Origin of the sequence: Streptomyces filipinensis (assembly GCF_014649495.1) — a bacterium.
GTDB classification, from domain to species: domain Bacteria; phylum Actinomycetota; class Actinomycetes; order Streptomycetales; family Streptomycetaceae; genus Streptomyces; species Streptomyces filipinensis.
In genome coordinates, this window is record NZ_BMTD01000007.1 from 98,779 (window position 1) to 113,748 (window position 14,970).

The window sequence follows — 14,970 nt, forward strand, 5'->3', positions numbered from 1 at the left end:
AGGCTGGACTAGACCAATGCTCGCTTTGGACTAGACCATATGATCTCTTTACCTCCCGTCGACCAGTCGCACCGTGAACCCCCGGTCCAGTGGCAGGCTCGGGGTGGTGACGGTCGTGACGTGCGTGACAGGGTCGAACGACCAGGCGGAGGCGGGGAGTCGGCGGCCGTCGAGGAGCACCCGGGCGGGCGCCGGGCCGCCGTGCACGGTGAACCGGTAGCCACGGGCGTCCACCTTGCCCGCGTAGTCGCCCCTGCTCGCGCCCACCGAGACGGTCGTCCCATGGCCGTCGTCCCGCATCGACACCCGCTGGGTGGCGGCCGCGCCCTTGGCGAAGTCGCGGGTCACCCCGTCGTCCTCGTACAGCGTGTAGCGGCTCGTGCCGTGGGCCGCCGGATACAGGTCCCAGTCCAGCTCGTGCCGGTCCCGGGTCTGCCAGCTCGTCGTCCCCTTCGGCCACATCGGTACGATCGCGCCCTCGCGCACGAACAGCGGGAGCGTGTCGAGCGGGGCGTGGTAGCCGTCGACCGTGGTCGGGCCCTGGTAGGTGCGGCCGGTCCGGTAGTCGGTCCAGGTGCCCTTCGGCAGGTAGATGCCGTCGCGGGTGTCGGAGTCCTGGTAGACCGGGGCGACGAGGAAGTCGGGGCCCGACAGGAACTCGTACTTCGCGCCGTCCCCGAGGGTGCCGGGGTCCTCCGGATACTCCAGCCACAGCGGACGGACCGCGCCGACCCCGGTCTTCGCCGCCTCGGCGGACAACGTGTACATGTACGGCAGCAGCCGCTCCTTGAGCTGCAGGTACGTGCGGTTGATCGAGGTGTACGGCTCGCCGTCGAGCCAGGGCTGCTGGTCGGCGGGCTTGCCCGTGGTGCCGTCGCTCGCCCAGCCGTCCATGGTCATGACGGCCGGCAGGAACGCCTTCCACTGCAGGTCGCGGGCGTACATCTTGGCGTCGTGGCGGTAGATGCTGCCCACGTCACCGGTGTTGTAGGAGATGCCGGACAGGGTGGCGCCGGCGTAGGTCGGGATCTGCCAGCGGATGTAGTCCCAGGACAGCTTCTGGTCGCCGCTCCACAGCACGCCGCAGCGCTGGGCGCCCGCCCAGGACACCGGCAGCCACACGAAGCCGCGCGCGTCGCTGTTGTCCTCGATGCCCTTCTTGGCGGCGTCGCACGCGTCGAGTGCGAACTTGTAGCCGTTGCCGACCCAGGCCACGTCCAGCTTGGCCACCCGCTGGCCGGCCTTGACCTGGTCGGCCAGCTTGTCGATGCCGTCCTGGGTCCACAGGCCCAGCTGGGCGTGGTGGTCCTGCAGGCCCTTGGCGGTCTGCTCCAGGTTCTCGTACCCGCAGCCGTAGCCGTCGTTGACCAGCATCCAGCCGAGCGGCATCTGGTGCTGTGTGTAGCCGTCGGCGATCCTCAGCGCGTCCAGGGTGTGCCGCTCCCCCCGGTTGGCGTTGTGCAGGTAGCAGTCGGAGTCGCCGGGTTCGAGGCCGTACACCGGTGGCATGAAGGGCTTGCCCACCAGCGCCGTGTACTTGCCGATCACCTGCTTGGCGTCACCGAGGAAGTAGTAGGCGTCCAGGCGCCGTTCCTGCTGGCCGGTGGTCACGGGCTGGGCGAAGGTGTACACGCCCGGGGCGAAGGTGTTGCGGAAGACGCCGTAGCCCGCGCTGGAGAGGTAGAAGGGCTGGGAGTTGTTGTAGCCGCCCTCGTTCCAGTCGAAGCTGTTGGACACGTACATCGTCTGCCCGCGGTGCGAGAAGCTGCCGTTCTGTTCTCCGCCGCCGAAGAACTGCTCGTCCGCGCCGCGCACGAGGCTCTGCCGCATGCCGCCGGTCGACCAGCGCAGCGGCTTGTCCTCCTGCCAGATCCGGGTGCGGTTGTCGGGTCTGTACAGACCGAAGCGCAGGGGACTCTTGTACACGCGCAGGACGGCCTGAGGGGAGCGGATGCCGTAGTAGTCGCCCGCGTCGAAGGACGAGGTGTGCCGCTCCGGGGCGGGCTGTCCGCGCACGATGGCGGTGCCGGCGGGATCGCTCAGCGAGCCGGACGGGTCGGCCTGCAGCCGCAGTTGACCCCCCGTCAGGAAGTCCGCCCGCGCGGTGAGCCGCCCGGCCTCGACGGTGTAGCTTCCGGCGCCGCCCGAGAAGGACGTGAGGTCACCGGCGTCCGTGGTGGCGGGCAGGTAGGCGGTGCCGGTGAAGGAGCTGTCGTGCACGTCGTACGGCACGACCACCACGTGGTACGTCCCCGACGCCCGCGGGATCACCGTGGCCTCGGGATCGGCGGTGCCCGCGCTGGACGCCACCTGCTTGCCGTGGTCGTCGTACACGTACAGGTCGAAGTCGTCGGAGGGCTTCTCCCACTTCACCGACAGCGGGACGCCGCCCTCGGGGTTGTCGTCCCAGTAGCCGTCCGGCACCGAGACGGTCAGGTCGAAACGGTCGCAGACCTTGTTGTCCGGGTCGGCCGGGGCGTCCGGACAGCTCTCGGTGCCGCCGCCGGTGCCCTTGGGGTAGGCCGGGCTCTGCCAGCTGACGCTGCCGTGGGCGGGGTCGAGTACGGCCCCGGTCGCGGTGGCGGCCCGGGCGGGTGCCGGGGCGGCGAGCGCGGTTCCCGTCAGGGCGGCGGCCAGCGCCAGCGGTACCCAGGCCGGCCACGGCACACGGTGGCGCAGTCTTCGCGGTCTTTGCACGGCGGAACAGCTCCCCTCGCAGCACTGCGGACTGACTGTTCTTGCTTCTGGTGCTCGTAAGCGCTCGAAATGAGCATCAATCGAGCAACTTCAAGCACGAAGACTCGGGGCTCATGCAGGTCCATGTCAAGAGCGCTGTCCGTCACGGCCGAAGGGCCGGGGTGCCGCGGGTGCTGAGGAAGCTCATTGCGCAGAGGCGAAGCCTTTACAAAGGGTTGTCCCGGATATCCGCGTACCCGTGGCGGACTGTCCGTCGCCTGAGGCACCCTTGACAGCGTGCGTACTGTTTCGCCACGTTTGAGCAGTCGCGCACGGAGGGGATTCGGCGCACATCGGTACCTAGGGCAGGACGCGCCCGGCGCGTCATGGGGGGAGCGGTCGCCCATGCGATCCATGAGCCATGATTCACACGCCTCACCGACCCGTGCCGCGTCGGGCACACCGCTCGCGGAGCCCGCGGAAGGGCGGTCGAACTGAGGTGGAGATCACGATCCACAGACCCGGCGAGCTGACGCCCGAGCTGTGCGGGGCCTGGCATCGCGCCATGGACGAGTCGCCCGAGTACGCCAACCCGTTTCTCGCGCCGGAGTTCGCGATCGGCGTCGGCCACTACCGCAGCGGTGCCCGGGTGGCGGTGCTGCGCGAGGGTGCGGAGCCCACCGGGTTCTTCCCGTACGAGCGGGGGCCTTTCGGCACCGGACGGGCCATCGGGCTCGGCCTGTCCGACTGTCAGGCGCTCGTGCACCGGCCCGGTGTCACCTGGGACACCGGGGAACTGCTGCGGGCCTGCCGGCTCAGCATCTTCGAGTTCGACCATCTCGTCCAGGAACAGCGGCCGTTCGCGCCGCACGTCACCGGCACCTTCGCCTCCCCGGTCATCGATGTGAAGCCCGGCGACGGCGGCTACGCGGAGTGGCTGCGCGCCACCTATCCGGGGCTGGCCAAGACGACGCTGAAGAAGGAACGGCGGCTCGGCCGGGACATCGGCGAGGTGCGGTTCGAGTTCGACGAGCGGGACCCGGAGGTGCTGCGCACGCTCATGCGGTGGAAGTCCGCGCAGTACCGCAGGACCGGCCGCATGGACCGGTTCTCCCGGCCGTGGATCGTCGGCCTGGTCGACCATCTCTTCCGGGTGCGCGAGGAGCACTTCACCGGGGTGCTGTCCGTGCTGTACGCGGGCGACCGGCCGGTCGCGGCCCACTTCGGACCCCGGTCGGGCACGGTGCTGGCCGCCTGGTTCACCGCCTACGACCCCGAACTGCCAGCCTACTCACCAGGGTTGATGATGCATCTGAGGACCGCCGAGGCGGCCGCCCGGCACGGTGTGACCCTCGTGGACCTCGGGCGCGGCGACAAGGAGTACAAGGACTGGCTGAAGACCCGTGAACTGCGGGTGGCCGAGGGCTTCGCGGCCCGTCCGCACCCGGTGGCGCTGGCCCGGCGGCTGTGGCGCAGGCCGGTCCGCGGACTGCGGAACACGGTGCTGGCCCATCCCGGGCTGCGTGATCCGGCCGACCGGCTGCTGAGGACCGCGGGCAGGCTCCGCACCCAGGGCGGGGCGGCTTCCCCGGCCGCCCGGGGGAACGGCCGTCCGGAGCGGTAACCACTGGCGGGTTCTCGGCAACTACTGACAGGTTCTCGTCAAGACTTTCCCAAGTGTCTGATGTCGTCGCCCCCGCGTGGTCGGGTCTCCTGCGTCAGCAGTGTCGCTGCACCTCGGGAGGTCCTTGGTGTCCCTGCCCACCCACAGAAGACGGTGGCTGGCCGTCTGCGCGCTCACCGCTTCCGCGGCCCTCGTCGCGATACCCCCGTCCGCCGCCTCGGGGCGGGGTGCCGGCCCCTTCGGAGCCCGCACGCTCGGCCAACTCGCCAAGGAACGCGAGCAGTCGGTGGGCGCCGCGTCGCCGCACCTGGCGGCGGACGGCGACGACGGCAACGAGGCGGACGAGATAGCCGAAGGCGCGGACCAGTACGCCGAGGCCCGCACCTCACCGGGTGTCGTCGCACCGGGCGCGTACGGCGCCGCCTGGCGCGGCCTCTCCCGCCTCAAGAGCACCGGCGGCTGGCGCAACATCACCGACCTGCCGTACGACTCCGACGACCCGCGCTACCGCGACATCGACTCCAACTCCAGCGGCGGAAGCGGAAAGGTCACCGGCCGGATGGCGGCGATCGCCGCCGACGACGACGGTTACGTCTACGCGGGCAGCGCCGGCGGCGGGGTGTGGCGCTCGCGCACCGGCGGCGGCCACTGGCAGCCCGTCAGCGACCGGCTGCCCGCCCAGTCCACCGGTGCCCTCGCCCTCGACGGGTCCGGCCGCCTCTGGCTCGGCACCGGCGAGGCCACCACCAACTCCGACGCCTACCTCGGCAGCGGCGTCTACGTCCTCGCGCACCCGCACCACGGCACCTTCTCCGCACGCAGCCGGGTCGGCGGCGACGAGCTGGAGAGCACCACCATCCACGAACTCCGCTTCGGCGGCGGCAAGGTGTGGGCCGCCACCAGCGAGGGCGTGTGGAGCCACTCCATCCAGAAGCTGAGCGGCGCCTGGAAGCTGGAGTTCGCGCCCAACCCCGACTTCCTGCCGGGCGGTTCCCAGGCCCACGACCCGGACGCCCCGTACAAGAACATCGCCAACGACATCGCCATCGACCCCAAGGACCCGTCCAAGGTGGTCCTGGCCGTCGGCTGGCGCGGCGGCGACGACTACAACGGCTTCTACACCCGGGTGAAGGGCGCCTGGACCCGGATCACCAGCGGTCTCGGTGACCTCCCGGCCGACGCGGACGACGTCGGCAACGTCACCTTCGCCCGCTCGGCCGACGGCTCCCGCTACTACGCCATCGACCAGTCCCCGAAGCAGCTCAGCACCAACCCGGACAGCGGCCTGGAGGGCATCTACGCCTCCGGCTCGCCGGCCGGCCCCTGGACGAAGATCGCCGACTACAAGGGCCTGGCCGCGGACAACTCGGCACTGACCTCGCCCGGTTACATGCCGGGCGTGCAGGCCTGGTACAACCAGTTCCTCACCGTCGACCCCGCCGACCCGCAGCACGTCTACGCGGGCCTGGAAGAGGTCTACGAGACCAAGGACGGCGGTGCGAACTGGTCCACGGTCGGCCCGTACTGGAACTTCGGCTTCTCCTGCTGGAGCATCGACCCCTCCCGGCAGACCGGCGCCTGCAACCCGACCACCCACTCCGACCAGCACGGCGTCGCGATCGGCCGGTACCACGGCAAAAGCTTCGTGTACGTCGGCAACGACGGCGGCGTCTACAAGCGTCCGGTGAACGGCGCCCAGGACGCCTCCGGCCACGCCACCGACTGGACGTCCCTCAACGACGGCACCATCGACACCCTGCAGTACTACTCCGTCGGCATCGGCAGGGACCTCGACCACGGCGGCCTGTCCGTCACCGGCGGCCTGCAGGACAACGGCCAGTCCGTCCTGCGCGGCGACGACAAGGTGATGGGCTCCGACTTCGGCGGTGACGGCGGCGACACCCTCACTGATCCGGCCAACGGCTGCAACATCGCCCAGGAGTACGTCTACCTCGCCGTCCAGGTGACCCAGAACTGCGCCGTGAACGACGGCAGCTGGACCACCGACCCGGGCAAGGCCACCTCGTACGCCGTAGCCCCGCCCGACAACGCCACCAGCGAGGCCCGCTTCATCGCCCCGCTCGCGGCGGACACGAAGAACGGGGACGTCTGGGTCGCCGGCGGCCGGCACATCTGGGTCCAGACCCACGGGTACGCCATCCGCAGCGGCACGGAGTGGACCAGCGTCCACGACCTCGGCGCGGGCCGCACCGCGACCGCCGTCGCCGCGTCCGGCGGCAAGATCTACGCCGCCTGGTGCGGCCCCTGCAACAACCAGGGCTTCGCCCGCGGCATCGCCGTCGGCAACGCGGACGGCACCGGCTGGCACGACGTCAGCCTGCCGGCCGACGGCACCGTACCCAACCGCTACCTCAGCGGCTTCGCCGTCGACCCGAAGAACGCCGACCATGTCTTCCTCGCCGTCAACGGCTTCTCGCGGCACTGGACCGAGGGCCCCGGCGCGGGCGTCGGCCATGTCTTCGAGTCCGCCGACGGCGGCACCACCTGGAAGGACATCTCGGCCAACCTGCCCGACGTGCCCACCGACTCCGCCCTGGTGACGGCGGACGGCGGCCTCGCCGTCGCCACCGACCTCGGGGTCGTCTACCGCGCGCCGGGCCGCACCTCCTGGGAGCGGATCGGCAGCCTGCCGGCCGTGGCCGTCCTCCAGCTCAAGGCGGGCCCCGACGGCCGCACGCTGTACGCCGCCACGCACGGCCGGGGAATCTACACCGTGAGGGTGCGAGACCTCCACTGACGGCCGCGGGAGGGGCGGCCCCGGGCGCCTCCGGGGCCACCCTTCCCACCGCCACGCTCAGCGGCCGCGGAGCGCCCGCCCGACCTCCGTGCGCAGCTCCACGAATCCCGGCAGGCCCCGGGTGGTGAGCTGGTCACGCTCGCCGGGCAGACCGACCGACAGGTCCCGCACCACGCGGGAGCCGGGGCCGGGGGACAGGACGACGACGCGGTCGCCGACGTACACGCTCTCGTCGATGTCGTGGGTGACGAACACGATGGTCGCGTCACGGCCCCGATGGAGCTCCAGCAGCAGGTCCTCCAGATCCTCGCGGGTGCCCGCGTCCAGCGAGCCGAACGGCTCGTCCATCAGCAGCAGGGACGGCCGGCAGACCAGGGCGCGCGCGAGGGCGACGCGCTGCTGCATGCCGCCGGACAGCTCACGGGGATGGCGCCGGGCGGCCCCGCGCAGGCCGACGCGTTCCAGCATCGTCTCGGCCTCGGCCCGGCGGGCCGCGCGCCCGAGACCCCGGCGGCGCAGCGGCAGGGCCACGTTGTCGCGGACGGTGAGCCACGGCAGCAGCGAGCGGCCGTACTCCTGGAAGACGACCGCGAGCCGCTCCGGTACGCCGTGCACCGGTGTCCCGTCGATCGTGATCGTGCCCTCCTGGGCGGGCAGCAGCCCGGCGATGGTGCGCAGCAGCGTGGACTTGCCGCAGCCGGAGGGCCCGACCACGCTGAGGAGCTGGCCGTCGGGCACGGTGAGGCTGATGCCGTCGAGGACGTGCTGGTCGCCGAAGTGCCGGCTGACGGAGTCGAGGCGCAGCATCCGTCACCCGGCCCAGGGCTCGTACAGGGTGCCCGCGTTGCCGGTGACCGGCACGTGCAGCAGGAACGGTCCCGTGTCGTCGCCCCGGCCCAGGGCGTGGTCCAGGGCGGCCGGCAGCTCCCCGGGGTGTCCGGCGCGGGCCGCCGGGCAGCCGAAGGACTGCGCGAGGGTCACGAAGTCGATGCCCGCGATGTCCGTGCCGGGCACGGGCGCGATGCCGATCCGGCGGCCCAGCGCGCGCACGGCCGCGTAACCGCCGTTGTCCAGCAGCACGTAGGTGACCGGTGCCGTGTGCCGGGCCGCGGTCCACAGGGCCTGCACCGAGTACAGCGCCGATCCGTCACCGACCACGCACACCACGCGCCGCCGGTCGGCGAGCGCCCGGCCGACCGCGAGGGGCAGGCCCCAGCCGAGCGCCCCGCTGCCCGTGGTGAGGAAGCCGCCGCTCGACTCGACGGGCACGCGCGCGTGGAGCGCGTCGCGGTGGCTCGGCGCCTCCTCGACGAGGACCCTGTCGCGCGGCAGGCGGGCACGCAGCAGGTCGAAGAACAGCTCCGGGGTGATGTGTCCCTCGGCGCGGGCCGGCGCGGGGGCCGGCCGGGGTGGGGGCGGATCGCGGTCGGAGTCCCCCAGCAGCGCGGTGAGCCGGGCCAGGGCGGGCCGCAGGGTGGTGACGATGCTGGTGCCGGTGGGCAGCCAGGCGGCCTGGCCGGCATCGCAGTCCAGATGGAACAGTTCGGTGCCGGGCGCGAGCGGCGGCCCGTCGTCCGCCACGTGGTAGGTGAAGACCGGTGCGCCCAGGGCGACCACCACGTCGTACGGGGCGAGCCGCGCGGCCAGCTGCCGGGCTGTCGGCGGCAGGAACCCCTGGAACAGCGGATGCGACTCCGGGAAGCCGGAGCGGCCGGAGAGCGGGCTGATCCACACCCCGGCCCGGATCCGCTCGGCCAGCGTCCGGACCAGGTCCAGCGCGTCCTCGTCGTCCACGCCGGGGCCCACCACCAGTGCCGGGCGCGCGCAGGAGTCCAGCCGGGCGGCGAGCGCGTCGAGGGCGTCCGGGGAGGCCGTGAACGCCGCGTGCACGGTACGGGGCGTGACGGGTCCGGCGGGCCGGTCCCAGTCGTCCTCGGGCACGGACACGAACACCGGGCCGCGCGGAGGCGTCATCGCGAGCCGGTGCGCCTCGGCCAGCACGGCCGGCACGTCCTCGGCCCGCTCCGGCTGGCGGGCGGACTTCACGTACGGGCGCGGGAACAGGGCCGGTTCGTCCGCGCCGAGGAACGGCCGCAACTGGATGAGGGAGCGCGCCTGCTGACCCGCCACGACCACCAGCGGCACCCGGTCGCGGAACGCGTTGAACACCGCGCCGAGCGCGTGCCCCACCCCGCCGGCCGAGTGCAGACTGACGAAGGCGGCGCGCCGGGTGCCCAGGGCGTGTCCGGCCGCCAGGCCGACGGCGACGGACTCCTGCAGGCCCAGCACGTAGGTGAAGTCGTCCGGCCAGTCGCGGAACATCCGCAGTTCCGTGGAGCCCGGATTGCCGAAGACCGTGGTCATGCCGGTGGCACGCAGCAACCCCACGACCGCCTCACGCACCGTACCCGTCGTCATGCCGTCCTCCCCGCGGACGCCGTCGGGCCGACGAGCCGCTTCTCGATCGCCAGCAGTCCGGTGTTGAGCAGATGTCCGAGCGCTCCCAGCAGCACCAGCGCCGCCCATACCGTGAGCAGGTCGGAGCGGGTCTGGGCGTCGGTGAGCGTGAAGCCGATGCCGTTGTCGCTGCCCGGCAGCAGCTCCGAGAACACCATCAGGATCAGGCACAGCGACAGGCTGAGCCGCAGCCCCGCGAAGATCCTGGGCAGTGCCGAGGGCAGGATCAGGAACCACAGCCGCTCGGGTGCCGTCAGCCGCAGCACGGCCACCACCTGAAGCCGCAGCGGGTCGGTGGCCCGGGCGCCCTCGGCCGAGTTGACCAGCACCGGCCACACGGCGCTGAACACGATCGACGCCACCTGCATGGGCGTACCGAAGTCGAAGACCACGACGAACACCGGCACCAGCGCGGGTGGAGGCACGGCCCGGGCGAACTGGAGCACCGGGTTGCACAGCGCGTACACCCGCGGCGAGCGGCCCACCGCGATCCCCAGGACAATCCCCGCGACGGCGGCGAGCACGAACCCGGACACCATCCGGCCCAGGCTCGGCAGGATGGTGTCGACGGCGGCCGGGGTGAGGAACAGATGGCCGGCGTTCCCGGAGAACCACAGCGCGTGGGCGTGCCGGGCGATCCGCAGCGGCGGCGGGAAGTACACGCTGTCCCGCGCACGGGCGGCCACCTCCCAGCAGGCGACGGCGACGAGCAGCACGGCCCACCGCAGCACCAGGGGAAGCGCGGTACGCCTCACCACCGCAGCCCCCTCCGCAACCGCCCCGCGGTTTCCCGTGGTTCGAGCGCCCAGGCGAACAGCCGCCGCTCCGCCCGGACCAGTACGCCGTTGATCACCAGCCCCAGGGCCCCCGCCCACACCACCCCCGCCAGCACGTCCCGGGTGCCGTCCGTCGCCGTCTCCGCCTGGGCGATGAAGATCCCGAGACCCTGGCCGAAGCCGGAGAGGATCTCCGTCGCGACGGCGAGGATCAGGGCGACCGCGGCCGAGATCCGCACACCGGCGGCGATGAACGGAGCGGTGGCCGGCAACTCGACCCGCAGCAGCACCGCGAGCCGGCCGGACCCGAAGGCGCGCAGGGTGTCCTTGGCCAGCGGATCGGTCTCCCCGAGTCCGTAGACGGTGTTGAACAGCACCGGCCACAGCGAGGCGTACGCGATCAGCGTCACCTCCGTCCGCGTGCCCGACCCGAGCAGCAACGACACCAGCGGTATCAGCGCGACGGACGGCAGAGGCCGCAGGAACTCGATCACCGCGCGGGCGGCGGCCTCCACGACCGGTACCGCGCCCAGCAGCAGCCCCAGCGGCACGGCGACCGCGCAGGCGAGACCGAGACCCAGCGCCCACGCCCGCAGGGTCACCCCGATCCCGTCGAGGAAGGCCGGGTCACCCGCCAGCCGGACGGCGCGGGCGAGGACTTGGGAGGCGGGCGGGAGATAGCTGCGCCGTACGAACCCGGCCCGGGCGACCGCCTCGCAGACTCCGAAGGCCGCCGCCGAGCCGAGCAGACCGAGCAGCACGTCCTGACGCCGGGTCATTTCGCCAGCAACGGTGCCGGATCGACGTCCTTCTCCAGCAGCCCTTGGGCGCGCATGAGGCGGATCAGCCGGCGCAGCGCGGCCGGGTCGGCGGTCGCCGGATAGGCGGGCAGATGGATCGACTCGGCCTGGGCCGCGCTGACCTTGGCGTACTTCGGCAGTTCCGTGCGGACCGCACCCGGATCCCCGGCGGCGAGCCGGGAGGCCGCTTCGACGGCGCGCCGGAAGCCCGCGGCGGCCTTCGGATGCTTGTCGACGAAGTCACGCGTGGTGATGTACCCGCTGGCGGGCAGGCCCCGCGCCGGGCCCGATCCGGCGTCCAGCAGCACCCGGGCGCCCGACTCGCCCTGGATGGCGGTCTCGAAGGGCTCGACGGCGTGTACGGCGTCCACCTGGCCCCGGTCCAGGGCGGGCCCCATCTGCGGGAACAGGATCTGCCGGTAGACGGGCCGCCCGGCGCCCCGGGCGTCGAGGATCGCGTTCAGGGTCAGGGACTGGATGTTGTTCAGGACGGCGACGGCGACCTTCTTGCCGGCGAGGTCCGCGGGGGACTTCAGGGGGGAGTCCCCGGGCACGAGGACGTCCATCATGTGCGGGGCGATCCGGACGCCCTCGGCGAGGATGCGCAGGTCCAGGGTGCCCTTCTCGTACGCCTGGAAATAGGTGACGTAGTTCGCGCTCGCGATCACGTCCACCTGGCCCTTGAGCAGGGCGGGCAGGGCCTGGATGCTCTGCTGGACGGGCTGGACGCGCACGTCCAGGCCCTCCTTGGCGAACAGCCCGCGGTCCCGGGCGAGATAGAGGGCGGCCGAGTCGGTGAGCGGCAGCGCCGCCACGGTCAGCTGCTGCCGACCGTCGCCGGAGGGCGGCTTCCCGCCGCCGTCGCAGCCCACGAGGACCAGCGCCGCGGCAGCGGCGAGCGCGGCGAGGCGTTTCATTCCCGGTCGTGATCGGCGTAAAGGCATACGGGCATGACTACCCCGCATTTGTCATGATCGCCCCAGGCTGTCGGTGGGTTTCGGGACCTTAGGAGAATGCCGAACCGAGCGCCGTGCCGGAGCCGTTGGGGCAGAGGACTCCACCCGGGCCCGGGCGGGGTACCTCCCCGGGCGGGGCGATGTCGGTCAGGCCGGCGGGCCGGCGATGCGCAGGGCCGTCGGGGCAGGGGGCGCCGCGGTGTCGGTGGTGCCGGCGGCCTCCGTCCACCAGTCGGCGCCGTCCTCGATGTACCGCAGCAGGACGCCCTCGCGGATCGCCCACGGGCAGACGACGGCCCCGCGCAGCCCCATCAGCTTCAGCGCCGTGTGTCCGACGACCGCCCCGGCCAGACTCTGCTCGGCGCGCGGCGCGGAGATCCCGGGCAGCTGGGCACGCTCGGCGGCGGGCAGCGCGGCGAGAGTACGCACCGCCTCGCGCAGCTCCCGACAGCGCATGTCCCGCTGCACGAACGGGCCGTACCGCCCCGGTGCCGCACCGCACAGCCGGGCCAGCTGCTGGAACGTACGGGAGCTGACCGCGGCGGTGCGCGGCCGTTCCCAGCGGATCCGTGATGCCACGTCCCGCAGCTCGTGGCGTACCCGGCGGCGCAGCCCCTTCAGTTCCGCCGACCCCGGCGGGTCCTGGTCGGACAGGTACTCCCGCGTGAGCCGGTTCGCGCCGAGCGGCAGGGAGGCGGCGAAGTCGGGCAGCCGGCCCCGGCCGAAGGCCACCTCCAGGGAGCCGCCGCCGATGTCGAGCACCGCGAGCGGGCCGGCGTGCCAGCCCAGCCAGCGCCGGGCCGCCAGGAACGTCAGGTCGGCCTCGGTCTCGCCGGGCAGCGTGCACATGCGGATCCCGGTGCCCGCCGCGACCCGTCGTAGCACCTCCTGCCGGTTCGGAGCGCTCCGCACCACCGCGGTCGCGAAGGCCAGCGGTCCTGCCGCGTGCCACGTCCGTGCCGTGGCACCGGCCGCGGCCACCGCCTTGACCAGCAGCTCCACCGCCTCGTCGGCGATGGTGCCGTCCGGACCGACGTGTTCGGACAGGCGCAGCTTCCACTTGACGGTGTGCACCGGCAGCGGAACGCCGCCCTCCACATCAGCGATCACCAACCGGACCGTGTTCGACCCCGCATCCACCACGCTCACCCGCATGGCCGGGAAGTACCCAGTCCTCCCGCGACAACCCCTCGCACAGGGGGCGCGCGTGTGCACAGCAGCGGGCCCGCATGCTCCCCGGGAACGGCTCGCGGGACAGTCGGAGGCGGGCCAGGAGCGGGCCGCGCACGGGCCGGTGTCCACCGGACGCCGGCCCCACGGCGGTGTCCGGGCACATGCCCCGCACACCACGTCCGCCGCAGCCCCGCACACCACGTCCGTCCGCCTCAGCCCCGGGCGTCCGCAGCCAGGCCTTGGTGCCGTCGGCCGCCGCGAACCAGGTCTGCGCGAGAACGGCCACCTGCACCCCCGCGCGGCCGACCGGGCGCTGTGCCAGGCGCCCAGACCCGTGACGATCCGCAGGACCCGGACGACCTGCGTCCCCTGGTCCCCGGCACCCGTGAGCACCACAGCGGGCGGCGGTTCCGCCGTCCGACACCCCTCGCCGCATCCTCCCCGCGTGGACCCTGTCCGGATCTCGGCCCCCGGCCACCCGACCAGCCCGGCCCTGCCCTTAGATGGCCACCACCACTGTCGGGGCGAGGAGCGGCACTTGAGCGGGACGGATGCGACGAGGGTACTGGTGATCGGCGGCGGCATCGCGGGCACCGCGGCCGCGCTCGGACTGGACAAGGCCGGACACGACGTCACCGTGTACGAGGCACACCCCGACACGGCCGAGGACATCGGGGCGTTCCTCACCCTGGCGAGCAACGGCATGCGCGCCCTGGCCCAGCTCGACGCCGCGGACGCCGTCACCGCCGTCGGTTTTCCGCTGACTTCGCTGCGGCTCCTCGACAGCCAGGGAGCCGAACTGACGCACGCGCCGCTCGGCGAGATGGCCGACCCGGACCTGCGGTACCGCTGTCTGCGCCGCGGCGAGCTGAACGCGGCCCTGCAGGGCGAGGCGGTCCGGCGCGGCATCCGGCTGAGCCACGGCGCCCGCCTGGTCGACGTCACGGACGGCCCGTACGGCGTCACCGCCCGGTTCGCCGACGGCGGCACGGCCCACGCGGACCTCGTCGTCGGCGCCGACGGGCTGAACTCCACCGTGCGCCGGATCCTCACCCCCGGCGTGCGGCCCACCTACGCGGGGCAGCGGGTCTTCTACGGCTACAGCGACGCCACACCCGGCGCGGAGGGCACCGGAGTCATCACCATGGTGCGGGGCAGCGAGACCGCCTTCGGATACGCGGCCTCGCCGACCGGGCAGACGTACTGGTTCGCCCGCGTGAGCACCGGACCCCTGCCCGCCGGAGCAGCCGCGCACCGCGCCCCGTGGCGCGAGGAGCTGCTGCCGCTGCTGCGCAAGGACCCCACGCCCGCCGCGGACATCGTCGCCGCGTCCCAGGGCCCCGTGATGGTCACCAACGCCACCGAGATGCCGCTCGGCGCGGTGTGGCAGAAGGGTCGCACCCTGCTCATCGGCGACGCGGCCCACGCGGCCTCCCCGGCGACCGGCCAGGGGGCCTCGATGGCCCTGGAGGACGCCGTCGTCCTCGCCAAGGCGCTGCGCGACCTGCCGGACCCGCAGGCCGCGTTCACCGCCTACGAGCGGCATCGCCGCCCCCGCGTGGAGCACAACATCACCGTCAGCGGCGGCCTCTCCCGCGGCACCCGCACGCCGTCCGGCCCGGCGCCCGTCGCGGCCCGTCCCGTCGAGCCGGACGAGGCGCTGCTCCGCCAGCTGGCCTGGGACAGCCCGTTGCCCGCCGACCCGCCCGCGCGGCCCTGAGCGGCGGCCCGCGAACGGACGTACGCGCGC

10 protein-coding genes are annotated in these 14,970 nt (G+C 72.9%); 3 read left to right on the forward strand and 7 right to left on the reverse strand.

Going from position 1 to position 14,970, the window contains the following annotated elements:
* Positions 1-48 precede the first annotated feature (48 nt).
* Positions 49-2,241: a glycoside hydrolase family 31 protein gene (locus IE244_RS17690; RefSeq protein ID WP_191874701.1), complete on the reverse strand. Its 2,193-nt coding sequence runs from the start codon at positions 2,239-2,241 to the stop codon at positions 49-51.
* Positions 2,242-3,175: 934 nt separating this feature from the next.
* On the opposite strand from IE244_RS17690, the gene IE244_RS17695 reads away from it, so the two are divergent.
* Together IE244_RS17695 and IE244_RS17700 are read left to right on the forward strand one after the other, a co-directional pair.
* On the forward strand, positions 3,176-4,300 hold the full coding sequence (locus IE244_RS17695) for a GNAT family N-acetyltransferase (RefSeq protein ID WP_229854172.1): 1,125 nt from the start codon (positions 3,176-3,178) through the stop codon (positions 4,298-4,300).
* 127 nt (positions 4,301-4,427) lie between these two features.
* A complete protein-coding gene (locus tag IE244_RS17700; protein WP_191874483.1) occupies positions 4,428-7,058 on the forward strand; it encodes a glycosyl hydrolase in 2,631 nt (876 codons plus the stop codon).
* 57 nt (positions 7,059-7,115) lie between these two features.
* On the opposite strand, the gene IE244_RS17705 is transcribed toward IE244_RS17700, so the two are convergent.
* The 6 genes from IE244_RS17705 to IE244_RS17730 form a co-directional block, all read right to left on the reverse strand.
* Positions 7,116-7,865 carry an ABC transporter ATP-binding protein gene (locus IE244_RS17705; protein ID WP_191874484.1) on the reverse strand — a complete coding sequence of 250 codons (750 nt, stop codon included), beginning with the start codon at positions 7,863-7,865 and terminating at the stop codon, positions 7,116-7,118.
* A gap of 3 nt (positions 7,866-7,868) precedes the next feature.
* Positions 7,869-9,476, reverse strand: coding sequence for a benzoylformate decarboxylase (gene mdlC, locus IE244_RS17710; protein ID WP_191874485.1), 1,608 nt, complete (start codon positions 9,474-9,476; stop codon positions 7,869-7,871).
* Positions 9,473-10,273 carry an ABC transporter permease gene (locus tag IE244_RS17715; RefSeq protein ID WP_229854173.1) on the reverse strand — a complete coding sequence of 267 codons (801 nt, stop codon included), beginning with the start codon at positions 10,271-10,273 and terminating at the stop codon, positions 9,473-9,475. Before IE244_RS17715 ends, mdlC begins: the two co-directional genes overlap by 4 nt.
* Positions 10,267-11,070 carry an ABC transporter permease gene (locus IE244_RS17720; RefSeq protein ID WP_191874486.1) on the reverse strand — a complete coding sequence of 268 codons (804 nt, stop codon included), beginning with the start codon at positions 11,068-11,070 and terminating at the stop codon, positions 10,267-10,269. The genes IE244_RS17715 and IE244_RS17720 overlap by 7 nt, the downstream gene beginning before the upstream one ends.
* Positions 11,067-12,008: an ABC transporter substrate-binding protein gene (locus tag IE244_RS17725; protein WP_191874487.1), complete on the reverse strand. Its 942-nt coding sequence runs from the start codon at positions 12,006-12,008 to the stop codon at positions 11,067-11,069. Before IE244_RS17725 ends, IE244_RS17720 begins: the two co-directional genes overlap by 4 nt.
* Positions 12,009-12,194: 186 nt before the next feature.
* Positions 12,195-13,202: a Ppx/GppA family phosphatase gene (locus tag IE244_RS17730; RefSeq protein ID WP_191874488.1), complete on the reverse strand. Its 1,008-nt coding sequence runs from the start codon at positions 13,200-13,202 to the stop codon at positions 12,195-12,197.
* Positions 13,203-13,758: 556 nt separating this feature from the next.
* On the opposite strand from IE244_RS17730, the gene IE244_RS17735 reads away from it, so the two are divergent.
* Positions 13,759-14,940 carry an FAD-dependent oxidoreductase gene (locus IE244_RS17735; RefSeq protein WP_229854174.1) on the forward strand — a complete coding sequence of 394 codons (1,182 nt, stop codon included), beginning with the start codon at positions 13,759-13,761 and terminating at the stop codon, positions 14,938-14,940.
* The last annotated feature ends 30 nt before the right edge of the window (positions 14,941-14,970 follow it).